Genomic DNA, 25,107 nt, shown 5'->3' on the forward strand with positions numbered 1-25,107 from the left:
TCATGGGTGGTCTCGGTGCGGGGAACGGATTTTGCCATGTTCGGGACGTCAGGCGTGAGTTTCCAGGCGCAGGCGCCAACCGCCATTGAAGCGTAACTCGGTGGATGACAGCGGCTCCACGTCGATCAGGTTGAACATGGCGGGTGGGCATTGCATGACATGCAGCAGCGCTGCGCGGATCACAAATGGATGCGTCACCGCCACGACATGCCCCGGGGATTGCTCGAGGGACTGCAACCACTGCCCTATCCGCTCACACAGTTGCACTACCGACTCGCCGCCGTGGGGCGCCGAGGTGCTGTCGGTCAACCAGGCCTGAAGCGCTTCGGGTTCGGCCTGCTGAACCTCCTCGATCGCCAACCCTTGCCAGCGGCCAAAATCACAATCGCGCAGGGCTGTTTCAACCAAAGCATCGTCGGCAAACAGCGCCGCCGTCTGCCGGGTCCGCGCCTCCGGGCCGCACAGCACCCGGGGTGCACGCTTGAAGCGTTGCCCCTGGGAAAGCGCCGCCTGCTGCCAGTCCATCTCCACCGACTCATCCAGCGCAAAGCGTGCCTGTTTCTGGGCACGGGTGCTGGCGTGGGCAACAAGGGTCAAACGGGTGGCCTGCATGACAAATCGCTCTGGTTTTAAGGTGCAGTCAGCGTAGACTTGCGAAGTTGTTTCAACATGTTTCAACTATTCTGCAACAGGAAGCCGGTTCAATGCCGGCGCGGTCGCGCCACTGTATTCGGCCTTTTAGCCGTAAGCCAGACCCTGTTTCAGCCAACTCGCTATCCATTTCGGGACGCGTCATCCCTGGAGGTTCTCATGGCTTATACCGCTGCAACTGGCTCCGACGTTTCAATACCGTCCATTCCCCTGGGCGAAATCCTGCCCTGGGCGATCTTCGGCGGCCTGCTGCTATTGCTCGCGATTTACTTCGTCGGCGCCGAGCAAGGCGCGACGGCCGTGTTCAAAGGCATGTACGTGCATGAGTTTGTGCATGACGGTCGCCACCTGCTGGGTTTCCCCTGCCATTGATTGGAGCGTGACGACATGACAGGGCATTTACTCGTTCGCGGGATGCTGGTGGGCCTGCTCGCCGGCATCCTGGCCTTCGGCTTCGCCAAGACCTTTGGTGAGCCGCAGATCGACAAGGCCATCGCCTTCGAAGATCAGATGGCACAGATGCACGGCGACGCGCCGGAAGAAGAACTGGTGAGCCGCGAAGTACAAAGCACCTTCGGCCTGTTCACCGGCGTGGTGGTGTACAGCGTCTCCCTGGGTGGCATTTTCGCCCTGGTGTTCGCCTACTCCCTGGGCCGCATTGGCAAGGTCGGCCCCCGTGGCTTGGCAGCGCTGCTGGCATTGGCGGCGTTTGTGACGATCATCGTGGTGCCGGGGCTGAAGTATCCGGCCAACCCGCCATCGGTGGGCGACCCGGCCACCATCGCGCAACGCACCAAGCTGTTCTTCCTGATGCTGCTGGTGTCGGTGGCGGCTGCGGTGATTGCGATCAACGCGGCGCGCAAGCTGATTGCCAGCCGTGGCCTATGGGCAGGCGCGATTCTCGGTGTGGCGCTGTACATCGTGATCGTGTCGGTGGCCGGCAGCTTGTTCCCGACCATCAACGAAGTGCCGGAACAGTTCTCGGCAGTGTTGCTGTGGAAATTCCGCGTGGCTTCCCTGGGGATTCAACTGGTGCTGTGGACCACCCTGGGCCTGGTGTTCGGCGCCGTGGCCGAGCGCAAGCTGAGCCAGCCTCAGGCGCGTCTCAACTCCTGACGGTACAGGTAGCCGCCGACGAATCGGCGGCTACCGGCATTCACACCCCGGGCCGCGCCAGGTATAACACCTCGTAGCCATTGCCCGGATGGTTCACATCCAGCGCCTTGGCCGACAAGGTAATTCGCACCAGCTTCCACGCCTGCACATCCAGCGCCAGAAACACCGCGAAGTTATCGCTGCTGTCCGCGAGCTGCTGGTTGCGGGCCTTTTCTGCGGCGAGGATTTGCCCGCGGTCCGCCCCCGGCGCCAGCGCCCACTCCTCCCGATACAGGCTCAAGGCGTCTTGCGCCGGACCTCGCTGCACGTCCAGCGGTAACCAGGACTCAATGTGCGGCTGGCCAAAACTGTCGAGGACCTTCTGGAAGCGCTCGCCGAGCAAGAAATCCGCAGCCTGCAAAGGATCCGACCACAGATAAACCGACGAATACAGGTTACCCACCCCCGGCCCCTGCCCTCGCTCCTGGGCGATAAACGCCTTGAACAGCAAACCCTCGGCATGATCCCACAACGGCCCCAGGCGAGCGGCCCGCTCACGGATGACACCCATGTCGTAATCGGCTGGCAAGCGGTGTGAATACTGTTTGGCAAACATCATGGCGCTCCTGTTCAGATGAGTGTCCAGCTTGCGCAGCGCCCATGATTTCAGCAAGATATCACCGGATATAGGTGTGATAAGGAACTGAAATGACCGACGCACTCAAGCCGCTGGATATCGACACCGTGCACGCCTTTGTCCTGGTCGCCGATTTCGCCAGCTTCACCCGCGCGGCCCAGGCACTGGACACCTCGCAGGCAGCCATCAGCCTCAAGCTCAAGCGCCTGGAAGAACGCCTCGGTTATCGCCTGCTGGTGCGCACACCGCGGCATGTACGTCTGTCGCCCCAGGGCGAGCAGTTCATCGTCGCCGCCCGCGCATTGCTCAATGCCCACGAACGGGCGTTGGGTGACATGGGCAATGGCGCCCCGCGACGGTTGGTGATCGGCATCAGCGACCACGTGGCCGGGCCGGACCTGCCACTGTGGCTCAGCCGCCTGGCCGCCTATGACCCGCTGGTGATCCTGGAGGTGCGGATTGCTTCCTCCCGCGACCTGGTGGCGGCGTTCGACCGCAACGAACTGGACGCGGTGATCGTGCGCAACGAAGGCGATCGCCAGGACGGTGAGGTATTGGTGGTGGAGCGCTTTGGCTGGTTCGCTGCGCCTACCTGGCAGCACACGCCCGGCACGCCTCTGCGCATGGCAACCATGGCCTCGCCCTGCGGCGTGCGACACCTGGCGGTGCGCGCGCTGGATGAGGCGCGGATTGACTGGACCGAGGTGTTTGTCGGCGGCGGCGTAATGGCGGTGGGTGCGGCAGTCAGCGCCGGCCTGGGTGTGGCGGCGCTGGCCCGGCGAGTGGCGCCGGCGGGCGCCGTGGACGTCAGCGAACAGTACGGATTACCGGCGTTGCCCGTCAGTGAAATTGTGCTGCACAGCCGCATCAGCGATGGCCGCTCCCGCGAGACATTGCGGGCGTTGAGCGCAACCTTCAGAGGGGTTCTGGAGCGTTAGATTGCATCTGGGTATACCGCCCGCGCACGAACCGCTCCAGTTCATCGCCTGGCAGCGCCTTGCTGAAATACCAGCCCTGGATGATCAGTTCCGAGCCCGACTGCAAAAACGCCAGTTGCTCGGCGGTTTCCACGCCCTCCACCACCACCCCGAGGTTCAACGCCTCACAGAACCGCAGCATCCCGGTCAACACCTGGGCGCCCTTTGGATCATGCTGGGCGACCACGAAACTGCGATCGATCTTGATGAAATCCACGGGGAACTGGTGCAGGTAACTCAGCGCTGAAAATCCGGTGCCGAAGTCGTCGATATACACCTTGGCACCAATCGCCTGGAGCTTCTCGATCATCTGCCGCGTGCCCTGGATATCGCCCACCAGCGCATCCTCGGTGATCTCCACCGAAACCTGCCCGTGGGCCTGGGCCAGTATCTCCACCAGCCGATCACCATACGCCGGGGTAGTCAGCGTGGCGCTGGAGATATTGATCGTCATCGGCAACGTAAACCCGACCTTCTGCCACTTCTGGTACTGGCGCACAGCCTGGGATGCCACCCACACATCCACGTCGGGCATCAACCTGGCATGGGCCAGCCATTGCAGGAACTCCCAGGGTGAATGCACCGTACCTTCGGCGTCCCGGGCCCGCATCAACGCTTCGCAACCGGTGCATAGCCCGGTCCGGGTGGAAATCTGCGGCTGGAATTCGAGGTAGAACTCATAGTCGCTGATCTGCTGGATATGACTCAACTCGCTGACCTGGCGCGCCTGGGCCTTGTGGGACGCCATCACCGGGTCCAGCTCCAGCAAGCGGCCTTTTTCTTCCAGGCCGCGAAAGGTCATGTCCAGCGACTTCAAATACACCGTGCCGCCCTCCGTGGCCTGGCGGTTGATCGCGCGCACATAGGGCGCATAGATCAGCATGCCAACCCCCAGCAACACCACCTGCAGCAACACTGCCGCGAGATCGCCGTGGGTGCTCAGGTAGGCGTTGAGCAACACCGGCGCAGTAAATGGCACGCTCACCACCGCAGGCGACACCCAGCCAATCTGCACCACCATCAACGCCAGTATCACGTTGAACGCCGGCACCACCAGAAAGGGAATGAACAGCCGCGGGTTAAGAATGATCGGCAAGCCAAACAACAGCACTTCACTGACATTGAACAACGACAACGGCAGGCTCGCCATCGCCACCAATCGCATGGACCGGCTTTTGGAAAACAGCAGGATCGCCAGCAGCAGGCACAGGGCACCACCCGAACCGCCGATAAACGCGAAACTGCCCAGCAAGCCGCCATTCAGTAGATATTTGACCGGCTCGCCCGCGGCCACCGCCGCATTATTGAGCCCGACCGCCTGGTCCAGCACATCAAAAAACGGCTGCATGGCGTAGACCCCATGGATCCCGAAAAACCACAGCAGCGAATTCATCAGGGTCACAAACAGGCCGCTGCCATAGGGCGTCTCCAATGCATCGAGTACCTGCGGCCCCTGAAGCTGTGCCACCTGCGGAATCTGCAACAGCAACGACAGCACGAGCACCAGCCCGAGCGCCGTGATTGCCCCCGGCACCACCATATTGAGGGTGCCCTTGAGGTTGTGCCCCACCAGGTCTTCGTTGATCAACCGCGTCCAGCGACGCCGATGCAGCCAGGCGATGGCGGGCACATTGATCAGCGGTGAGGCGATGGCGATGAACAACACGAAGGTCGCCGAGGCTCGGGGAAAATCCCGCAGCACAAACGTGGCAATCACTACATGGGCCAGGCACAGGAACGCTACCGGGAGTTGCGGCAGGCGGTGCTGGATAGCGAGCATGTAACCGATGGAGGCTGCCACCAGCAGCGGGATTACCGAGCTGATCTGGTTGTGCAACCCCGCCAGGAAGGCCACCACCTGAGGGTCGAAACCCAGCACTCGGGCGCATTCGGACAGGATCAGGAAACCGGCCGATACCAGCAGGCACGGCAGGATCCACAACAGCCCCTCGCGTATGGCCCGCAACGACTCGGTACTGGCGAGGGCCGCCAGCCGCTGGGTGAAGAAAAGCTTGAACAGCGTTTGCGCCATCACCTGTCCCTCGGTCCCTGATGCCAGGGTCGCAAAATAACACCTGGCTGTCGCCTTATCACGGGGTAACGCTACACGCCCTGACACCGCAAGCGAAAGGCTTTTGCCGCCCCTGGCGCATTTATTCAGAATCACCGCAGGGGCTTGCTGCTTGTCGATTGGCTCGGGTTGGCCCATCCTTTGGCGCACTGGTTGTCGTAAAAAACGACGCCCCCCTCGAACGGACTCGACTGATGCTGCGATTCACTCCCCTCATGGCCTGTGCGCTGCTGGGGCTGACCAGCCCGTTGGCCGGCGCCGCCACCCCGACCTTCGCCGATGCCCAGGCCAGCGACCCGGCCAGGCTGCAATGGATGGTCGGCGCACCGCCGCCGGCCGACCGCACCGTACGCTTTGAAGACGGCAGCTATTTCCGCTTCCCGGCGATGCGCTGGAGTGTCGCCAACTTTCGCCAATTGATGCCCACGGTGAACGTCTCCCGCGGGCTCGGCGCACCGCTGGCATTGCCACGCAAACTCGACCCGGCACTCGATGCAATCCCCGTGCAGCCAGTGGGTGCAGCCCAGCCGCTGACCTGGCGCCAGGCCCTGGACGCCACCTACACCGATGGCATCGTGGTGATGCATCGCGGCACGGTGGTTTATGAGCGTTATTTCGGGGTGCTCAAGGAGGATGGGCAACACGCGGCCATGTCGGTCACCAAATCGGTGATCGGTACCCTGGGCGCGATGCTGGTGGCCGATGGCACCCTGGACCCACAGAAAAAGATCGTCGACTATGTGCCCGAACTCGGCCGCTCGGCCTTTGGCAGCGCCACCTTGCGCCAGGTGCTGGACATGACCACCGCCCTGGACTACAGCGAAGACTATGCCGACCCCAACGCCGAAGTCTGGGCCCACGCCCAGGCCGGCAACCCGCTGCCCAAACCCAAGGACTACACCGGGCCGCGCAGCTACTACGAGTTCCTGCAAACGGTTAAGCAGCGTGGCGAACACGGGCGTGCCTTCGGCTACAAGACCGTCAATACCGACGTACTCGGCTGGGTGATTGCCCGCGCGACCGGGCGCAACGTCGCGCAACTGCTCAGCGAACGCATCTGGAGTCGGCTTGGCGCCGAACAGGACGCCTACTTCACCGTCGACTCCATCGGCACACCCTTCGCCGGTGGCGGCCTGAACACCGGGCTGCGGGACCTGGCCCGGTTTGCCGAGATGCTGCGCAACGGCGGGCGCTTCAATGGCCAGCAGATCGTGCCCGAAAACGTGGTGACGGATATTCGCCAGGGCGGCGACAAGCAGGCGTTCGCCCAGGCCGGCTACGCTCAATTGAAGGGCTGGAGCTATCGCAACATGTGGTGGGTAACCCACAATCCCGACGGCGCCTTCATGGCCCGCGGGGTGCATGGCCAGAGCATCTACATCGACCCCAAGGCTGAAATGGTGATTGTTCGCTATGCCTCCCACCCGGTGGCCGGCAACGCCGCCAATGATGGGGTGACCTTGCCCGCCTATGCAGCCATGGCGGCTTTTTTAATGTCCAAGCCACACTGACCGTCTCTCTTACCGTGGAGTAAACCTTTGTCCCAACCCGGCGAAAACCACCAGCTAGCCCTGGACCGATTCTTGAGTGAACACCCGGCCCTGGCCGCGGAACTGAATACATTGAACCCCCTGGCGGCCCAGGCCAAAGGGGAAACCATGGAGCAGTACCGCGCCGAGCGCCTGCATGAAGCCTTCGAGGCAGAAGCCGAGCAACAGGGCTTGTTCGCCTGGGAACTGACGCTGAAATTGACGGCGCATTCCCCGGCGGAGTTCGAGGCGCAACGCCTTGAGGTGCACAAGGAGGTGGCGCAAATGGCAGGCCTGAGTTGGTTCGAGTATTGCCAGCTGCACGACTTGCCCGTCTAGAACCAGCGGCCCAGGCCCTTCCTGCGATCAGCGAGCACCGCGCGTAATTCATCAAGGGTAACGGCCCTGCGTTCAGGGTCAGCCGTCAACGCCGTACGCAATACAGGCCAGCAATGACGAGGCAGTTGCCTGGGCCGGGCCGGCCTGTCACTGGCGTGGCGCCGGCCTTGTGCCAATTCGTACAACACACAGGCTACTGCATACAGGTCGGCGCTGGCCGACAGTGCTCCGCCAGCCAGCAACTCCGGCGCGGCGTACGCGGGCGTCCAGGCATTGAAGCGGCTACGACTCAAGCCTGGAGAACCCGCCGGGGCCTGTCCGCAAGCCTCGCCCAGACCGAAATCGAACAAGCGCAAGCCGCCGTCTCCCACCATGACATTGGCGGGTTTCACATCCCCGTGCAGCACACCCTGCTGATGGCTATGGCGCAACGCGTCGAGCAATTGCATGGCGATGCCTTGCAGCGCTTGCCAGGGTAAACCGCCGGGGCACTCCAGCAGCAACCGGTCCAGGGTCATGCCCTGGAGCAGTTCCATGGTAAAGAATGCGATCTGGCCGGGAGCATCCACTTCAAATGAATACACACGCACCACCTGCTCATGCCGCAGGCTGCGGGTCAGGGCAAACTCGTTGTACAGCAACACGTGGGCATCCGCAGATTCGCGAATGGCTTCGCCCAACACCTTGATCGCGACACTGGAACAGGGCTCGCCAAACTGTTCGTGCAGCAGGTCCCGCGCACGATAGACCACGCCCATGCCGCCTGCGCCCAACACGCGCTCGATCAGGTATCGCCCGGCCAGCAACTCGGGGGCTCCGTCGCGCGGTGGGTTTACCGGGGCCTTGGCAAAGGCAAAGTGGGTCAGATCGCGCATGACTGCACCACCACAGCGGTCAGGTTGTCGCCGGCCGTGCCGCGCAAGACACCTGCAAACAGCTGGTCCAGGACACGTTGCGGATTTCCCTGGCTCAAGGCCTGGCCCAACTCAGAGTGGCTAAGCGCCTGGTACAGGCCGTCGCTGCACAACAGAAACACATCCCCTGCCAAGGTACCGAGTTCCAGGACCTGCGGGCTCAGTGGTGCCCGCGAGCCGATGGCCCGGGTCAAGGCCCGTGCGTCTGGATGGGCCCTGGCCTGTTCCGGGCTCACCTGCTCGTCAATCAATTGCTCACACAGCGAATGGTCTCGCGACAGCTGGTACAGCGTCTGCCCGCGCCACAGATAGCAACGACTGTCACCGGCCCAGACACACGCAGCGCGATCGCCCTGAAGCAACAACGCCACGACCGTGCTTCCCATGATGGCCTCGGCGCCATGGGAGGCCAGCGTCAATTCATCGCCCAGCCGCCGGTTGAGCCATTGCAGGCAACGACAGGTCGCCTCGACGCGTTCATCCAGGCTGCCCTGGCCGGGCAATGACGCCAGGCCATCGACCACCAGCTGGCTGGCGATGTCCCCCGCCTGATGCCCGCCCATCCCGTCCGCCACGGCCCAGCAGCCCGTCCCGGGGCAATCGAGAAAGGCATCCTCGTTGCGTAAACGGACCTTTCCACGGTCTGTGCGACCGGCGCTGTGCCAGCGGTCGCGAGGTTGGCTCACAACTGCTCCGGCAGGCGAAAGGTTCGCCACTGCGCCATCTGGAATGGATTGGGTGTGCGTCGGCTGGTCAGCAGGTAGTTGGCGCGCAAGCCTGCCAGGTCAGCCTTGAGGATCAGCTCATCCTGCCCGCTGGAGGGTTCGTTCTGCATCAAGTCGAACAAGCGAAACAGGGACCAGGCCCCGGTATTTTTTTCGAGCCCCAGCGCCCGCTCGCTGCCACGCTCCAGTACCAGGCTGCTGCGACCATTCTCAGCCTCAGCTGGCCATTGCATCGCCATGGGGACAATCGGCCCGTGCCGGTACTCCATCTGCTGGCCACCCAAACGCAAGACCGCGCGACTCACCGACGGGTCCAGGCTATAGGGTGCGAGCGTGAAACGAACCTGCAAGTCCCCCGGCTCATCCGCAAAAAAACCGCGCCTGATCACCTGCACCTTCGCCTGCTGGTCGAGCAACGCCCGAGACATCGGCAAGCTGCGCCCATCCAGGCTACGCAGCCTGTAGCGCCCGGAATCACCGCTGACGAAAGGCTTCAGATAGCTGTCAAAGAATCGCGCCATGATCCCCTCAGGCTTGAAAAACTCCTGGAAGTCGTTGAGGGAAACGTCGCTGCTGGCGTGGGCATTGAACGGGAAACGCAGCTTGATCGCCCTGCTGTAGAAACCATATACCTCGCTCTGATAACGCTGGTTCACATGCCGATAAGCCTGGTCGAGCAGGCGGCGCCAATGCTCGTCGGCCAGGCTTTCGAACCAGCCCGCCAGCGGCAGCGGCAAACGCGCGGCCACGTTGCGCAGGTTACTCAGCGCATCCTGTTGCCCCTGGATCCGCCGCTTGACCATCTCGAACGCGACCGGCTCCGGCGCGCCTTCGCGACTCAAGCTCGCCAACTGCAGGTGCAAGTCGTTGAGCGCCTGTAACACGCCGGTCAACTCGGCCCCCGGGCTCTCCTGGCTGTCCAGCAACTGGTGCAAGGGCTCGAAGCGGCGCTGCATGGCTCGCCGTGCGCTGTCGGGCAAGGCATTGACCAGCCCGGCGGCGGTCGGCAACCGCTCTGCCGCTGGCCCAGGCAGCTTGGCAGCCAGCTCGTCGAGGCGCTCACTGGCCGACGGCAGGCGCGTGTGGTCACGAACCTGCTGCAACAACTGCAACAACGGCGACTGGGCCGACGTCAAGCTGGCGAGCTGCTCGGCGGCTTGCCTGGAGTTTTCAGTTTCACGCAAGCCAACCTGCCCAAGCGCCTCGCTCCAGGCATCGGCATACTCGCTGAAGTAGCGTTGTTCAAGCTCCACCATCAACCGTTGCAAATCCATGGCGCTCAGGTCGGCGCCCTCTCCCAGCACCCAGTTGTCCTGGACGATGGTATTCACCAGCCGCGCGCCCTGCGCTTCAAAATGCCGCTGGTACGTGCGGGTATAAAACCCCGGAATGGAACGCTCGCCCCCCTCAAACACCCGCCCGTGTGCAAGGCGCAACGGTTCAAGGCCGCGAGCTTGTTCGCGCAGCACCCGGTACACCACGTCAACCAGCGATTCGCCGCGCAACACGTGGCGCGCGCGGGCCACCAGCTCGTCATCGAGCGGCTGCACGAACGGCTGCTCAAGCAAGCGCGCGAAATGTTCATTCAACCGGTTTTGCACGGAGGGCTCACCGGCAAACCGTACAGACCAATGCCCCGCCACCCGCTCACGCAGCCAGCCGACATCCCGACGCTCCCGCAGGTTGAGCATCAGGTATGCCCGGAGGTTATCCAGCAGCCGTTCACGATCTTCCAGGCTGCCGCGAACCTGTTCCTGCAGCATCTCGCTGACCTGGGACAGCAACAGCCGGCCCAAGGCACGCTCGTAGGCCTGCTCCAGCACCGGACGGCTGATACTGCCCTGATACAACCCCATCCGCTCAACCAGCCTGGCTTCGCCCGGCAAGGGGAAAATCCGCGTGGCCGCCAGGCGGCTGTCCAGCAGCGGCAGGAGTGCCTGGGTAGCGTCTGACCCAGGCTGCACGGGTGCGGGCTGTCGTGCCAGCGCCTGCAGTTGCTCCAGACGCTGATGATTGGAGGAGTAACTGTGGGTCCACAGCAAGCCCGCCGCCACGACGACCACTAGTGCGCCCAGGGCCAGCCCCCCCTGGTGCCGGCGGATTCGACGGCGCTCCTGGCTATCGAGGTCCGCCAGGTCGGCTTGCGCCAGAATCACCCGGCTGAACAAGCCCTGGATAAAGTGCGAACGTGGTTCAAGTGCCTGTGGGCCACCGTCGGCGCTGGTCAAGTAGAAACCACGAAAGCCGTTAGTGTGCTGATAACGCGGGCCGCAAAAAGCAACGTCGATATAGAGGCTCAGGCGCTCGCCAATCCGGGCCGCCTGATGGGGGAAGTCGAGCATCCGTCCGCGCAGATCACTGTTGCGTTCCTGGTGCAGGCGCTGCACAAGCTCACCGCTCAAGCGCTGCAGCAGTGCTTCAAACGCCTGTCGTACCTGGGCAATGCCAATACCCGCTTTGCCTGGGACGATAGATTCGCCCAACACCGCATCACTGCCTTCGCCCAACGGCCGGTCGAAGAACTCCGCAAACCCCGGCAGGCGGTCGGCCTGGGTCACCACCAGGTAGATCGGCACCTCCACATGCAACGTCTGGCGGATCTCCAGCAACCGACTCTGGACTGCCCGCGCCTCATTCTCCAGCTCACGCTCGCTGCCATGGAGCAATGTGTCCGTTGACAGCGCCACCACCACACCGTTGAGCGGGCGTGTCCGGCGCCGCACCTTGAGCAGCTCCAGCAGCGTCGACCAACCCGCGCCATCGACCTGGCTGTCAGGCTGGGTAAGGTAGCGGCCGGCGACGTCGAGCAACACGCCGTCCTCGGCGAAATGCCAGTTACAGTCCCGCGTGGCACCGCCCTGCGTCGCTACCGACGCGCCCTGATCCTGGAGCAACTGCAAGCCACTGGCGGCCAACATCCGGGACTTGCCACTGCCTTCCTTGCCGATCAGCAAATACCAGGGCAATGCATTACGCCAACGCGGGCTGCGCTCACCATAAATCCGGGAGTGTTTCAGGGTGTACAAAGCGTCCTTGAAGCGACCGCGCAGGTGCCGCTGCTCGTTTTCAACCTGGCCTTTGCGCGGGCGTGGTTCGCCGTCATCGACGGTTGATTGCCGAGCCATACTGCGCCAATTGGCATACACCATCGCCAGGCCCCACAACAAAAACAGCCCGCTGATTGTCAGCAAGCGCGATGCCGCCGCTTGCCAGAATCGATAGTCGTCGACAGCCAGCAGTGGCCCGAAGAACCACACGGCCATTGCGACCGCGAGCACCAGCAGCAGGCTCCAGACCCAAACCCTGCCCAGCACGGCGCCCGCGCTCCTGAAGAATGCGTTCATGCGTTGCTCCCTGCGTTAGAGCGGCGCCCGGAACATATCCGGCGCCACGAGTTGATACGGTTGCAACACCGCTTCACGCTGCTGGCCCAGCACCCAGGCAAATCCTGCATACAGGCTCAACAGGCTGGCGGCGACAAACACTGCAATCCAGGTGAGCGACACGACCCTCAGCCGTTTCCGGCGCGGCTGTTCCGGCCTGGGCGACGGCGCGCACGCCGCAGGCGTATCACCCCGCACATGCCGGATCTGCCGATACAGCGCGTCCCGAACCTGTTCAAGCTGCAACAACCCACGCTCCATGACCCGGTACTTGCCCTCAAACCCGAGGGACAGGCACAGGTACATCAACTCCAGCATCGCCAGGTGCTTGAAGGGGTCCCTCGACATGCGCTCAAGCAACTGGAAAAACTTCTCGCCGCCGAAGGTTTCGTTGTGAAAACTGCTCAGCAGGCTCATCTTCGACCAATCGCTCTGGCTGCCCCATGAGGTGGTGACCACTGCCTCGTCGATCACGCTGCACAGCACATACCGCGCCGCCATGACCTCGCTGCCTTGGGCCCCGTCATGCCGGGCCCGCGTCTCGAACAGCGTGACTGCAGCCGAGAGTCGTTCATTCAGGGCGCGCAGGCTTTCCTCGGCGGTACTGCGCTTGACGCGGACCACCTCGGACAGAAGCTCCCAGGCAGGCGCCACCAAACTGTTCAGGCCAATGTCGAAATGCTCCGCGCCCTGCAAGCGGGCCGCGTAGATCATCCGGTCTTCCAGTTGTTCGAAACGCGGCGGCGATGCGAAGTCGGTCATCGGTCCCTGCGCCGGTCCGCGTCCCTGTCGATCAAGCAGGACGGTTTTCTCGTCCTGCGGGTATTCCCTGTCCATGGTCTCAGTTCCTGATGGCCCAGAATTTCAGTTCCAGTTCGGCAAATTCACCGCTGACGTGGAAGGCAAATCCTCCCGACTGCTTCAACTGCTCAATGTCCCGGGCACCGAGTTCAAGCATGAAATAGGTGTTGGCGGCATGAAACGGTATCTGCCGGGGAGCCACCGGCAGCGGCTTGACCTTGATGCCCGCCAACTGCAGGTTGACCAACTCGCGAATCCGCTCCACGGGGCCGACCTTGAGGTGCGCCGGCAGCCGGTGTCGAAGCTCCTCGGCGTCACAATGGGCGCTGGCGGCCAGAATGAAAGTCGCCGAACCCAGCAGGTTGAGATCGCTTACCGGGCACACCAGCACCCCGTACTGGCGAGGCTGCAGCGCCAGCTCAATGGCATGCTGCTCAAGCACCATCGACAGCAGGCTGCGAATCGGCTCCATCAATCCACGAAAGCTGGCGCCCTGGTCGCTGTGCCGGTAATGCCCCTCGAAGTGCGCACGCTTGCTGTCGCTGGCAAACGTCGCGAGTTCACCCAGGATCGACAGCAATGTTCGATACAGCGTTTCAGGGCTGACCTGGCTCAGGCTCAGGTAGTGACGCAAGACCAGTTCGGTGCGATTGATCAATTGCAACATCAGGAAGTCGCCAACCTCCGCGCCGGCGGCGGTACCGTTGGCGCGAATCCGCTCGGCGATGGCATCCCCCCGGTAAGCGAGCAGGCTGATCACCTCCTTGAGGCAAGACAGCAGGTAGCCGGAGCCATGCAGGTGAATGAAGCTCGGGATAAAATCGGGGTCCAGGCTGACGCCCTCCTCGGTGCAACTGAGCACCTGGGCAACCTTGAGCTTCACGTAGTGCGGGTCGCTGTGTTGCTCCCCCAGCAACAGGCGAAAATCCAGCTGCCCGCAATTGACCTGACGACGAGCTTCTTCCCCGGCGTTGGAGTCGCTGACGTCTACCGCAAGAGTCTTGTAGCGCGCCAACACATCAATCTGCTCGGGTCGACGGGCTTCAACACAGTTACCTGTGGCCAGCGGCAAGGCCAGGTAGATCGACTGCTTCCCGGTATTTACCGGAACCTCCAGCACCAGCGACTCCATCGCGCCGCCCAGCTCGAACAGGCTGCCATCCGGCAATATGCCGCTGGCCTGGCTGACAACGACCTTGCCCATATTGAGGTATTGCACATCGATTTCCAGGGCCAGGAAGCCCCAGGCGTGACGGCACAACAGCTGGGTGCGGCGCGTGAGTTGCTGATCGTGGTACCGATCGTTTTGCTGAAAATGCTGAGGGCGCAGCAACATGCCTTCCTGCCAGATGACTTTTTGGCTGTACATGTCAGTCGCCCGCCTTCGCGGGTTGCGGGTTGACCAACCGAATGCCGGCCTGATCAAGGACCAGTTCAGCGCCGGTCAATCGCTGCGCGGTCACCGGCAACACATAGCGCCATTGCGAGTGAGGCAAATCACGGTACGCCGCCAGCACGCCGACATAACGACTGCCTGGCTCGAGACTGAGTTTGAGCGTGGAGTGATCGCCGGGGCGCAACTCCAGCTCTTCGAGGTTCACCAGGTCCTTGGGCAACGTGTGCTCGGCATGAGCATAAAGGCTGAAAAAGTCCGCATTTTCAAAAGCCACGGGGTGTCGAAGCTCCATCAGGTGCACCACGATCGGCGACGGGCGACCATGGAGATCAGGATTGACCCGTTCGCTGGCGGTCAGTGTCAGGTCCAGCTTGGTCAACTTCGAAAAGGGCGACAGGGAGCAACCACCCAGCAAACCCATTACAGCGCACAACAATGCAACGGTGACTCGGGACATGAAGATCATCCTGGATAACGGTGAAGGGTTGAGATCAGACGAATCTGTTCCTCGTACGCCTTGGCGAAGTCGCTGCCCAGCAGGCGCTCGCTCAAGTGCTCGTCCTCGATCAGTGTCTGGTAATGGCGCTGATACGCGCGCCAGCGGGCGCCACACCGGGGGATCAGCGGCGGCCTTGCCTGGCGTTCGAAGCACAGCAGCAAATGGCCGGGCGCAAAGGCTGCCAGAGCGCCGCGTACTGCCGCGCGGCAGGCCGCCAGCAAGGCCACCTCGTGAGCCTGCATGTCGCGGTACGCCCGCATGACAAGCATCTCGGCGGAAACCTGCCCCAGCTGCCCGACACCCAGCAGCGACCCCAAGGCCGCACTGGCGTCTGCGCTGTCTCTAAGTGGGTTGGGGCTTTGGAGCGGTGTCTGGGTGAGTGCCAGTTTCAGCTCTTGCCTGAGCTCGTTACGGGTGCCCAGGCTCTGTTGCAACCCTTCAGTCATTTGCCGGAGCAAGCTCGCGGCCTTGATCGCCAGGACTTCTCTTGCCGACTCATCGAGGTCGCCCAGATCAATACCGAGTGCCTGCGCAAACCCCAACCAGAATGGCCCTGAGCCGTGACCTGGAACGGGCGATTGCGGACTTGGGGCAACCTGGCGCGCAGGCTTCACAAGTTCGGGAACCGTCAGGTGATCCCGGTCCGCCGCCGCGTGGTCCGTCCAGCGCAATGTCTCGTAGGTGGTCATGTTCAGGGCCGCCAGCTGTTGCGACCCGTCCTCGCGCTGCAGTTCGCTGGCCAGTGCCCGCAGTGGGTCCAGCTCAAGGAATGCATCATCGGGAATCAGCCTGTGTAATCCGTCCTGGCCCTGTCCCAGCGGTGGGCTGACCAGTCGTGCGCGAATACTCAGCGGCCCCAGCTGAAATACCGCGCCGTCATCTATCGGTTGCTGCTGCCCCTCATGCAGACGCGCACTGCGGCCTGCCAGGCGGGTTCCATTGCTGCTGATATCCGTCAGGAAATACCGGCCGTCACGATAACTGATCACCGCGTGACGACCGGAAACCTGGCGACTGGTGTCAGGCAGGGTCCAGTCGCAACCGCCCCCCCGGCCGATGACGCCCCCCACTCCGTCAAAGACTTTGCGCAGCGCCGGCGCGGACTCTGCTGGCCCCGCAGGGCACACCTCAAACACTAGCTGCATGGCAGGACTCCTCCGCGCTCACAGGCCACGACCGGTGGACCGCGGATCACCCAGCGGACGGTAGTCATCGTCGTCAAAGACATGATTGGTGTTACAGCCACTCAGCAAAAACAACACAAGCACCAGGGCTTGCCACTGACTAACAGGCATCAGGTATCTCCCGGAATTGAAAGGGTGTGCCATTCAGCACTCTCCCTGGACTTCGCCAAACGGAATGTCCAGGCGTGCAAGGCGGTACAACAACGTGCGCCGGGCGAGGCCCAGTTCACGGGCGGTGCGGGTTCGATTGCCACGGTTCTTGCGCAGGCAGTCGATCAGCACTACCCGCTCGACTCGCTCCATGCGCTGGCGCAGCGTTGCGTCGACAGCGGGCGCGGACAGGGTTGATGGCAGCGATAAATGCGCAGGCAGGATCACCTCGTCGTCGCACAGCAGCACCGCCCGCTCCACCATGCATTTGAGCTCACGAACGTTGCCGGGAAAGTGGTGGCTGGACAGTTGATCCAGGGCCGCACTCGACCAGCCCACCGTGGCTCGCCCCAACAGTGCACAGGCCTTGTCGGCGAAATGCCGGGCCAGTTGCAGCACGTCCCCGTCCCGCTGGCGCAGCGCCGGCAACTCGATAGGAAACTGCGCCAGCCGGTAATAAAGGTCCTCGCGAAAGCTTCCTTCAGCCACCATGCTGGTGAGGTCCCGGTGGGTCGCCGCGACGATTCGCACGTCGACCTTGTGGGACGTGTTGGCACCCAACGGCCGAATCTCGCCCTCCTGCAGGACCCGCAACAACTTGGCCTGCAGTGACAGCGGCATATCACCGATTTCGTCGAGCAGCAGCGTGCCGCCGTGGGCGGTGTCAAACAGGCCGGCATGGTCTCTTTCGGCCCCGGTGAACGCGCCTTTGCGGTAACCGAACAACTCACTTTCGAGCAAGCCTTCGGGAAACGCTGCGCAGTTTTGCACCACAAATGCCTTGCTGCTGCGCGGGCCGGCAGCATGAATGGCCCGGGCGACCACCTCTTTACCGGTGCCGGTCTCGCCCCGGAGCAGCACGGTGTAGGGGCTATGCACCACCTTGCCGATCAGGCGGCACGTCTCGTCCATGGCCGTGCTGTTTCCGATCAAGCCGTAGGCGCTGGTGCTGCGGGTGCTGCGAACCACCTTCAACGCACCGGGAGCCCGGCGCATTCGCCGCAACAGGGCCAACTGGCTCAAGACAAAACTGCCCAATTGGCCCAGGGACGCACCGTAGCCAGCCAGCTCCGTCGCTCGCAGGCTGGCACACAACACCATCCCGGATACCTGCTTGCTCGGCCCCGGTAACGGCACGCACAGGAGTGATTGCCAGGACGCCGCGACCGCTGGCAGAAACCCCGTGTCATACACACTGCTGCCTGCCTCGGTGAGGTTAAACACCCGGTTCTGTTGCAGCACGTACTGCAACAGTTGCTCGTTCCGGAAATCCGCGCCCGAGCTCACAACCGCCCCTGGCGGCGACAGGCCCGGCAAATACTGGGCAGCCAGTTCGAGGCGGCCGGTGGCCTGGTCGAGCAGGTACAACTGGCCAAGCTCGCAGCCGCTCAGTTGCGCGGCGCCTGCCGCAAAGTCATCGGCCAATGTCGATTCGTCACTATTGATGCCCAACCGGGTAAACCATCCCAGCAAGGCAGCGGCGTAGTCCAGCGGGCTTGGCAACTGGGTAAACGGATTGTCCGCCATCAGTTGAACTCACAGATTACGGTGCCGTTGGCATCCAGCCTGGCATGGACGAACTGCAGGGACTTGCCAACGGCCATCGCATCCAGCAGGCGATCCACCACCTGCGGCAACAGGTTTTCCTCGATCCATTGGTCGACAAACCGCGCGCCACTCCCACTGTGACTACAGTGCTCGGCCATGTGTGCGACAAGATCGCCTGCGTGACTGAATGCGAGCTTGCGCTGAAGCAGACGCTGGCCCAGGCGCTGAAGTTTGTGTTCAATCAGTTGGTGCAGCACCGCGCCTGCCACCGGGTAATACGGCACGACTCGCATACGGGCCAGCAGCGCCGGCTTGAAATGAGCTGTCAGCACCGGCCGGATCGCGGCGTGCAGTACTTCGACAGCCGGTGGTTGACTGTCGGCGCACAGCCCGGTGACAAGATCGCTGCCCAGGTTGGAAGTCATCAGGATCAGGGTATTGCGAAAGTCGATTTCACGCCCTTCTCCATCATTGGCTACCCCTTTGTCGAACACCTGGTAAAACAGGTTCAGGACATCCGGATCGGCCTTTTCCACCTCATCGAGCAGCACCACTGAATAGGGCTTTTGCCGCACCGCCTCAGTCAGCACCCCGCCCTCCCCGTAACCGACATAACCCGGTGGTGCGCCGATCAGCCGGGACAGTGAGTGTTTCTCCTGGTATTCAGACATGTTGATCGTGGTGACAAAGCGCTCGCCGCCATACAACAGGTCGGCCAGGGCGTGGGCTGTTTCAGTTTTGCCGACACCACTGGGGCCCACCAACAGAAATACCCCCACGGGGGCATCAGGCTTGTTCACGCCGGCCGCGACAGCCCGCAGGCAACGGTCCAGGACCTGCACGGCACCTTCCTGGCCGAGGATGCGACCACGCAGATCATCCGCAAAGTTCAGGACCTTCGCGCTGTGTTCGCGGGCAAGCTGCTCCAGGGGAATACCCGTCCAGGCGCTGATAACCTGTGCCACCAACCGTGGGCATACTTCGAAGCTGACCAATCGCTGTTCGTGCTGTATGGCCTGCAACGCCTGATGGTTCTGGGCCAGGAGCGGAGCGAGAGCCTCAGTGCTTTCGCCAAGGTTACCGGCGTCGGCCAGTTGCTGGCGCAGCGAGAGTACCTTCTCGGCCAGTTCGCGCTGTTGGGTCCAGCGTTGTTCAAGCTGGAACTGTGCGACTTCTACTTCTTCCAGTCTCCGGGTGAGGTGCTGCAGCACCTGTTCATCGATGGCCAACCCCGCGTCGGCATCCCTGCGCACGGCACGTTGCTGGCGCGTGCCCTCGGCCAGTTCGGCGCGCAACTGCTGCAGTTCGTCCGGCGCCGTGACCAGGCTGATCCGCACCCGGGCACAAGCGGTGTCCAGCACGTCCACAGCCTTGTCCGGCAACTGGCGGCCGGCCAGGTAGCGGGCACTCAACTGCGCGGCGGCGACCACGGCGTCATCGCGCACGTAGACTCCGTGGCTGGCCTCATACACCGGGACCAACCCACGCAAAATCGTCACGGCATCGTCAACCGTCGGCTCGTGCACCTGCACCGGCTGAAAACGCCGCGCCAACGCCGGGTCTTTCTCGAAGTACTTCTTGTACTCCGACCAGGTCGTCGCGGCGATGGTACGCAACTCACCTCGTGCCAGCGCTGGCTTGAGCAGGTTGGCGGCATCGGAGCTGCCGGCCGAGCCGCCTGCGCCGACCAGGGTATGGGCCTCATCGATGAACAGGATGACCGGTTGCGGCGAGGCGTTGACCTCATCGATCAAGCCTTTGAGGCGGCGCTCGAACTCACCCTTGATACTGGCACCGGCTTGCAGCAGGCCCATGTCCAGGGTCAGCAGGCGCACCTTCCTGAGCACCTCTGGCACTTGCGCGCTGACGATCTGCAGGGCCAGGCCCTCGACTATCGCGGTTTTCCCGACACCCGCCTCGCCCACCAGAATGGGGTTGTTCTTGCGCCGCCGCGCGAGCGTATCGATCATTTGCCGGACTTCGTTATCGCGACAGAGCACGGGGTCGAGTTTCCCGTCCCGGGCCTGGCGAGTCAGGTCATGGGTAAAGCGCTCCAGCAAGGAACTCCCCGCCTCAGCGGGAGCCGCCTGCGCGTTTTCACTCAAGAGAAATCCGAGCACACGCGGTGCATCAAGCGTGCTCATCACCGCCTGGTAACGGCTGCCAGCGTGCTGCATCGGGTTGCGCAACAAGGCGAGCAGCAAGGCGCCATGGTCCACTTCCCGTCGGCCCAGCTCCAGATGGGCAACCAGCAACGCCTGCTGCAGCCATTGCACCAGGGCGGGCGAAAACACCGGATTGCGGGACGCACTCTGGTCGACCCGAGGTTGCAGCACGGCCTGCAATTCCCCGGCATCCACGCCCGCATCCTGCAGCGCTCGCATCAGCACACCCTCGGGATGCTCCAGGAGCGTCAGCAGCAAGTCTTCCACCAGGACCTCGCCGCCGCCCCGGGTGACACAACGCTCGGCGCTGCGTTCCAGGTCGCGCCGTGTGGACGCCGTCAATGCCTGGATAAGTTGTTGCAGATCCACATTCATCATATCCATCAATCCCTAATGATTTTTACTGGCCAGGATGACCACGCCGTCTGCCCGCTCATGCCCCAGCCAACTGGTCCAGCCCAGGCGGCAGACGTTGTGCTCGCCAAGGTGCAACGGCCGGACCTCGCCCGCCGCCAACACCAGTCGCACGTCGTATTCCAAGGGGTCCCGGGCGGCAAAACGCACCAGCGCACACAGCGGCTCGTAACCCGCCCCGGTGGGCAAAAACTCGTGAAAACGCTGCCAATCGAGTGCCAATACATGAACCCTGAACATGCCACTGCGGTCGATAAGGCACTCCCCCAGCACCAGGTCCGACCCCAACGAGCTATAGGCGCGACCAAGGTCATTGCGCTGCTCCTGGTCGATCACTACCCTGCGCTCGACCCACTGCTCGATGACCAGCCGGTTGTGCTTGAAGTAATAACGCAGCACGGTCTCGATCAGCGCGGCGGAGTGCACGCGCAGGCTCAGCAGCCCCAGGTAGGGCAACAGGCGTTTCCAGTTCAGTTGAGCCGCGCTGCGAATCGCGCTGCCACCCAGGCCCACCCATGCAAACATCTGCTCGGAAAAGGGATCGCGGGCGCCCGTTTGAAAACTCGCCTGATAACGATATTTTCGCCAGATCGGCACTATCAGCCGGTGCAGGCGATGGTGAAAAAGATCAAGAAATTCCCGCGTCGGATTACCGCCCGCTACCTCGGCAAAGGCTTGCTCGCCATAGAACGCCGGCAGCGGTGACCCTGTACCAAACAGGCCCAGCACATTGAGGCGAAGCCGTGCCCGCAAATGGCCGTGCTCGACAAAAAACTCCACACGATCAATGTCGTTGCCGGGAAAGCCAAAGCCTGGGTTGGCCTGGAACTCCAATTGATCGTAGAGCGCATCATCGTCCAGCGAGGGATGCGCCTCGCGCAGGCGCTCGATAATCTGCGCAACCGCCTGAAACACCGAGTACTCGCGAATCACTCGGGACAGTGCGGTTAAAGCAGGGGCTGCTGGCCCATCCGGGGTGGCCATAGGTACACGTCTCCTTGTGTGCTGATGACTCGCAGTTCGTGGTACGAGTTGAGGCTGGCGTAAAGCGCGAAGAACTCGTTGAGCACCGAGGCAAAGACGAACACGTCGCCCTCCCCCAGGTAGCCTTCAGGATCGATGGTGAGGTCAACCCGTAAGCCGCGAAATGGCAGGCCTCGGTGCAGCCGGTCTACGGGCTGGTGACTGATCGAACGGAGGGCGCCCAGCCTTCGCCTGCTGACCTTTTCCACCTGGCGGTCGTGATAACGCGGCAGGTCGTAGGTTTCGAGGATCACCCTCAAGGCGTTGATATCGGTCAATGACAGATAGTTGAGCGACATATTGCTGATGAGTCGCCACAGGAAGTCGCTGTCCAGGGGTGGCGCAAAGCTGGGGGTTGCCGCGGTGATGTTGCGAAACGAGAGAAACTCGGGCGTCTGTTCGCACTCCTGATTGATATCGCCCACCTGCAGCAGGCGTGGCAGGTTGTGGTTGGTGCAGGTCAGTTCAATCGACAGGGTTTCCTGTTCATGCACTGGACACCGGTCGAAACTCAGCCAGGTATCCAGGCCGGCATGTTGCAGGGATGGGCGCTGGCGAACGCCATAGCTGGGCGCGGCGCTGCCAAAATCGTGCTCAAACGATTCGAACGGAACATATTCCTGGTACCCGAGGCCTCCCGGCAGCCATCCCGTGACCTTGTCGACGGAAAATACACCGCAGTTCCCCCTGGCGTATTCGCCAGGCAACAACAGGTATTCGTCCTGCTTGCCGTCCAGGCGAATCGGTACGCCGTCGTGCTTGAACAGATTGACGATGGGCGTGCAGTACAGCTTCACGTTGTCCAGGGTAGGCGCCATTCGCTCAATACCGCGACCACGCATGTCGAAGCGTAACGTCACGCCATGTAGCTGCTTGAGTACGTCAATAGGCAACCTGCTCAACGCGCCAAGGCCACTCACATCGACAAACAGGTATTTGTCGGGAAAGGCGAAGTACTCCTGCAAATGGCGATAGCCACGAAAGGTATTCAACGGATAAGGGATCAGTGCCTCTTCCTCGGAAAAGCCCACAGGACTGATATCGTTGCTGGACAGACGCAATGAAACAGGCTTGCCGTCGGCGCCGATGACCGGCAGCCCGTCGCGCCCGAAAGGCTGCAACTCGAACCCGTCCAGGTGACGCAAAAGCCCCAGGTAAAGCGCCTGGCTGACGGGCTGCTCCCCCGCGAGATGCAAACGCAGGCAGTTCAGTTCCAGCTCACTGAAGTTGCCCTCGGCCGTCATCTCCAGACGCAGGCAGAGCAAAGCGCCCTCGCCCTGTACCGAGTACTCCATGGCGGCCAGTTGCAGCGGCAAGACCTGCGTCGGGTAACAGGTACGAAAACGGCAGCGTTCACCGTCGATCGCAATGCTTTCCACCGGTGTATCCCGCTCGACCCTGATGGCCGGCCCTGTGCGCTTGAGCGGATCAAACTGCAGCATGCTGAACGACGGCAGCGGCCGCATATAGTTGGGCCACAGCAGATGCATCAACGAGTGACTCAACTCCGGCAATTGATCATCAAGCTTCTGCCGCAGGCGACCGGTGAGGAATGCAAAACCCTCAAGCAACCGTTCTACATCCGGGTCCTGGCCAGCGTCCCCAAGAAACGGCGCGAGTGCCGGGTTGCGCTCGCAGAACCGTCGCCCCAACTGTCGCAGTGCGCTCAGCTCGCCCTGGTAGTAGCGGTTAAACGACATGCGGTTTGACCTCGACCCGTGCGCCGTGAGCCAGGCTGGCGCAAAAGGCGACCGCTTGCGTCATGCCATTGACTTCCATGGCCCCCTCGATGGAAAAAGCCAGCACCATCGGGTCACGGTCCTGTGGCAATGCCTTGACACGGACATCCTTCAGACGGGGTTCGTAGGCCTGGATAAAGCGCTCAATCAGGAACCGAGCCTGGCTCAACGCGTCATGCAGGCTGAGACGCATGTCATTCAGATCAGGTAACCCGTAATCAGGTAGCGTCTGGACACTGCCCGCACGGGTGCTGAGCATTTTCGCCAGATGCCCCGCCACGGATTCCACGACGCAACCTTGCGGGCTGCGCCCCACGCCGGACTCCAGGCGCTCGAAAAGGCTGCGGTTTTGGGTAATCACGTGGCGGCGGCTCATTCTTTATCGAGCTTGCCGACGAGCGACAGAGTGAAGTCTGCCCCCATGTACTTGAAGTGCGGGCGAACGCTCAGGTTGACGCGATACCAGCCGGGCTCCCCGTCGACATCACTGACAACAATGCGCGCAGCCCGAAGCGGGCGCCGTCCACGCACTTCGGTGCTGGGGTTGTCCTGGTCGGCGACGTATTGGCGAATCCATTTGTTGAGTTCCAGCTCAAGATCGGTGCGCTCCTTCCACGACCCCAGCTGTTCACGCTGCAGCACCTTGAGATAGTGGGCCAGGCGATTGACGATCATCATGTACGGCAATTGGGTACCGAGCCGGTAATTCAGCTCGGCAGCCTTGCCTTCGGCACTGATTCCAAAAGACTTGGGTTTTTGCACCGAACTGGCGGAAAAGAACGCTGCATTGTCACTGCCCTTGCGCATGGTCAGGGCAATGAAGCCCTCTTGCGCCAGCTCGTATTCGCGTCGGTCGGATACCAGCACCTCGGTAGGAATCTTGGTTTCGATCTCGCCCATGCTGTGAAAGTGATGCAGCGGCAAGTCCTCCACTGCACCACCACTCTGCGGGCCGATAATGTTCGGGCACCAGCGATACCGGGCGAAACTGTCCGTCAAGCGGGTAGCAAAGGCATAGGCCGTATTACCCCACAGATAGTGTTCGTGGCTGCTGGCCACATGTTCCTGGTAGGCGAACGTCTTGACCGGGCAATCAACGGGATCGTACGGCGTACGCAATAGAAAGCGCGGTACGGTGAGGCCGATGTAGCGGGCATCTTCGCTCTGGCGAAAACTCTGCCATTTGGCAAACTGCGGCCCTTCAAAATGGTCCTTCAGGTCCTTGAGGTCAGGCAGGCCGGTAAAGCACTCCAGGCCGAAGAAGCCAGGGCCGGCCGCCGCAATGAACGGTGCATGGGCCATGCAGGCCACGCTGGAAACATACTGCATCAGCCTGACATCGGGAGCACTGGGGGAAAGGAAATAATTGGCGATGATTGCCCCTACGGGCTGGCCGCCGAACTGACCGTATTCGGCACTGTAGATGTGCTTGTAGAGTCCGGACTGAGTCACCTCCGGTGAGTCCTCGAAGTCATCCAGCAGGTCCTGGCGGGAGACGCTGAGCAGTTCGATCTTGATGTTTTCACGAAAATTGGTGCGATCAACCAGCAACTGCAGGCCACGCCAGGAAGACTCCAGTGCCTGGAAGTCGGGATGGTGCAGGATTTCATCCATTTGCTGGCTGAGCCTTGCGTCAATCTCGGCAATCATCCGGTCAACCAGGCGCTTCTTGACCGGCTCGCCCTTGTTTTGCGGCTTGATCAGCTCCTCGATAAATGCCGAGACTCCACGCTTTGCAATGCTGTAGGCCTCGTCGTCGGCGCTGAGGCGGGTCTGGGCAATGATGTTGTCGAGAATGCTGTACTCATCCGTGATGGGCGCATGCGACGGGCTTTGGCTGGTAGTCATGGTGTCAGTGTCCTTTTAA

Annotated in this window: 22 protein-coding genes and 1 riboswitch; of the genes, 5 read left to right on the forward strand and 17 right to left on the reverse strand. The window is 62.2% G+C overall.

Features of this window, described 5'->3' with window-relative positions; translation table 11 throughout:
* Window positions 1–48: 48 nt before the first annotated feature.
* Window positions 49–612 carry a histidine phosphatase family protein gene (locus tag JV201_RS16915; RefSeq protein ID WP_219405754.1) on the reverse strand — a complete coding sequence of 188 codons (564 nt, stop codon included), beginning with the start codon at window positions 610–612 and terminating at the stop codon, window positions 49–51.
* A 27-nt stretch (window positions 613–639) separates the two neighbouring features.
* Window positions 640–779: riboswitch (cobalamin riboswitch) on the forward strand.
* A 31-nt stretch (window positions 780–810) separates the two neighbouring features.
* Here JV201_RS16915 and JV201_RS16920 point away from each other — a divergent pair.
* Together JV201_RS16920 and JV201_RS16925 are read left to right on the forward strand one after the other, a co-directional pair.
* Entirely contained in the window at window positions 811–1,023 is a 213-nt protein-coding gene (locus JV201_RS16920; RefSeq protein ID WP_003208073.1) for a CbtB domain-containing protein, read from the forward strand.
* Window positions 1,024–1,038: 15 nt separating this feature from the next.
* The gene (locus JV201_RS16925) at window positions 1,039–1,767 is read left to right on the forward strand and encodes a CbtA family protein (RefSeq protein WP_032899583.1); all 729 of its coding nucleotides are present in this window, start codon (window positions 1,039–1,041) and stop codon (window positions 1,765–1,767) included.
* Window positions 1,768–1,807: 40 nt separating this feature from the next.
* Here the strand turns inward: JV201_RS16925 and JV201_RS16930 are convergent, their stop codons facing one another.
* Complete coding sequence (locus tag JV201_RS16930; RefSeq protein ID WP_219407196.1) at window positions 1,808–2,362, reverse strand: DUF4865 family protein; 555 nt, start codon at window positions 2,360–2,362, stop codon at window positions 1,808–1,810.
* 92 nt (window positions 2,363–2,454) lie between these two features.
* On the opposite strand from JV201_RS16930, the gene JV201_RS16935 reads away from it, so the two are divergent.
* On the forward strand, window positions 2,455–3,321 hold the full coding sequence (locus JV201_RS16935) for a LysR family transcriptional regulator (protein ID WP_087694167.1): 867 nt from the start codon (window positions 2,455–2,457) through the stop codon (window positions 3,319–3,321).
* Here the strand turns inward: JV201_RS16935 and JV201_RS16940 are convergent.
* Window positions 3,299–5,392, reverse strand: a complete 2,094-nt coding sequence (locus JV201_RS16940) for an EAL domain-containing protein (RefSeq protein WP_102604784.1) — start codon at window positions 5,390–5,392, stop codon at window positions 3,299–3,301. The genes JV201_RS16935 and JV201_RS16940 overlap by 23 nt on opposite strands.
* A gap of 254 nt (window positions 5,393–5,646) precedes the next feature.
* On the opposite strand from JV201_RS16940, the gene JV201_RS16945 reads away from it, so the two are divergent.
* Window positions 5,647–6,942, forward strand: a complete 1,296-nt coding sequence (locus JV201_RS16945; RefSeq protein WP_371316162.1) for a serine hydrolase domain-containing protein — start codon at window positions 5,647–5,649, stop codon at window positions 6,940–6,942.
* A gap of 27 nt (window positions 6,943–6,969) precedes the next feature.
* Window positions 6,970–7,299 carry a DUF6388 family protein gene (locus JV201_RS16950; RefSeq protein ID WP_087694170.1) on the forward strand — a complete coding sequence of 110 codons (330 nt, stop codon included), beginning with the start codon at window positions 6,970–6,972 and terminating at the stop codon, window positions 7,297–7,299.
* Here the strand turns inward: JV201_RS16950 and JV201_RS16955 are convergent.
* Genes JV201_RS16955 through tssC form a run of 14 tightly spaced genes read right to left on the reverse strand, consistent with a single transcriptional unit; the run spans window position 7,296 to window position 25,088 of the window.
* Entirely contained in the window at window positions 7,296–8,174 is an 879-nt protein-coding gene (locus JV201_RS16955; protein WP_177008247.1) for a serine/threonine-protein kinase, read from the reverse strand. The two genes, JV201_RS16950 and JV201_RS16955, sit on opposite strands and share 4 nt — an antisense overlap.
* The gene (locus tag JV201_RS16960; protein ID WP_219405755.1) at window positions 8,162–8,899 is read right to left on the reverse strand and encodes a PP2C family serine/threonine-protein phosphatase; all 738 of its coding nucleotides are present in this window, start codon (window positions 8,897–8,899) and stop codon (window positions 8,162–8,164) included. Before JV201_RS16960 ends, JV201_RS16955 begins: the two co-directional genes overlap by 13 nt.
* Window positions 8,896–12,282 carry a type VI secretion system membrane subunit TssM gene (tssM, locus tag JV201_RS16965; protein WP_219405756.1) on the reverse strand — a complete coding sequence of 1,129 codons (3,387 nt, stop codon included), beginning with the start codon at window positions 12,280–12,282 and terminating at the stop codon, window positions 8,896–8,898. The genes JV201_RS16960 and tssM overlap by 4 nt, the downstream gene beginning before the upstream one ends.
* Before the next feature lie 15 nt (window positions 12,283–12,297).
* Window positions 12,298–13,158, reverse strand: coding sequence for a type IVB secretion system protein IcmH/DotU (gene icmH / locus JV201_RS16970; protein ID WP_219405757.1), 861 nt, complete (start codon window positions 13,156–13,158; stop codon window positions 12,298–12,300).
* A gap of 4 nt (window positions 13,159–13,162) precedes the next feature.
* Window positions 13,163–14,491, reverse strand: coding sequence for a type VI secretion system baseplate subunit TssK (gene tssK, locus JV201_RS16975; RefSeq protein ID WP_219405758.1), 1,329 nt, complete (start codon window positions 14,489–14,491; stop codon window positions 13,163–13,165).
* Between the two features lies 1 nt (window position 14,492).
* The gene (gene tssJ / locus JV201_RS16980) at window positions 14,493–14,975 is read right to left on the reverse strand and encodes a type VI secretion system lipoprotein TssJ (protein ID WP_219405759.1); all 483 of its coding nucleotides are present in this window, start codon (window positions 14,973–14,975) and stop codon (window positions 14,493–14,495) included.
* A gap of 5 nt (window positions 14,976–14,980) precedes the next feature.
* Complete coding sequence (gene tagH / locus JV201_RS16985; protein WP_219405760.1) at window positions 14,981–16,162, reverse strand: type VI secretion system-associated FHA domain protein TagH; 1,182 nt, start codon at window positions 16,160–16,162, stop codon at window positions 14,981–14,983.
* An 18-nt stretch (window positions 16,163–16,180) separates the two neighbouring features.
* Window positions 16,181–16,312 carry a hypothetical protein gene (locus JV201_RS16990; protein WP_003208049.1) on the reverse strand — a complete coding sequence of 44 codons (132 nt, stop codon included), beginning with the start codon at window positions 16,310–16,312 and terminating at the stop codon, window positions 16,181–16,183.
* Window positions 16,313–16,345: 33 nt separating this feature from the next.
* Window positions 16,346–17,878 carry a sigma-54-dependent Fis family transcriptional regulator gene (locus tag JV201_RS16995; RefSeq protein WP_219405761.1) on the reverse strand — a complete coding sequence of 511 codons (1,533 nt, stop codon included), beginning with the start codon at window positions 17,876–17,878 and terminating at the stop codon, window positions 16,346–16,348.
* Window positions 17,878–20,442, reverse strand: coding sequence for a type VI secretion system ATPase TssH (gene tssH, locus JV201_RS17000; protein WP_219405762.1), 2,565 nt, complete (start codon window positions 20,440–20,442; stop codon window positions 17,878–17,880). Before tssH ends, JV201_RS16995 begins: the two co-directional genes overlap by 1 nt.
* A gap of 12 nt (window positions 20,443–20,454) precedes the next feature.
* Entirely contained in the window at window positions 20,455–21,462 is a 1,008-nt protein-coding gene (gene tssG / locus JV201_RS17005) for a type VI secretion system baseplate subunit TssG (RefSeq protein WP_177041646.1), read from the reverse strand.
* A complete protein-coding gene (gene tssF, locus JV201_RS17010) occupies window positions 21,426–23,201 on the reverse strand; it encodes a type VI secretion system baseplate subunit TssF (RefSeq protein ID WP_219405763.1) in 1,776 nt (591 codons plus the stop codon). The genes tssG and tssF overlap by 37 nt, the downstream gene beginning before the upstream one ends.
* On the reverse strand, window positions 23,191–23,616 hold the full coding sequence (tssE, locus tag JV201_RS17015; protein WP_219405764.1) for a type VI secretion system baseplate subunit TssE: 426 nt from the start codon (window positions 23,614–23,616) through the stop codon (window positions 23,191–23,193). Before tssE ends, tssF begins: the two co-directional genes overlap by 11 nt.
* Window positions 23,613–25,088, reverse strand: a complete 1,476-nt coding sequence (gene tssC, locus JV201_RS17020) for a type VI secretion system contractile sheath large subunit (RefSeq protein ID WP_219405765.1) — start codon at window positions 25,086–25,088, stop codon at window positions 23,613–23,615. The genes tssE and tssC overlap by 4 nt, the downstream gene beginning before the upstream one ends.
* Window positions 25,089–25,107 lie beyond the last annotated feature (19 nt).

The sequence above is a fragment of the Pseudomonas sp. Colony2 genome, from assembly GCF_019382755.1.
GTDB lineage: Bacteria > Pseudomonadota > Gammaproteobacteria > Pseudomonadales > Pseudomonadaceae > Aquipseudomonas.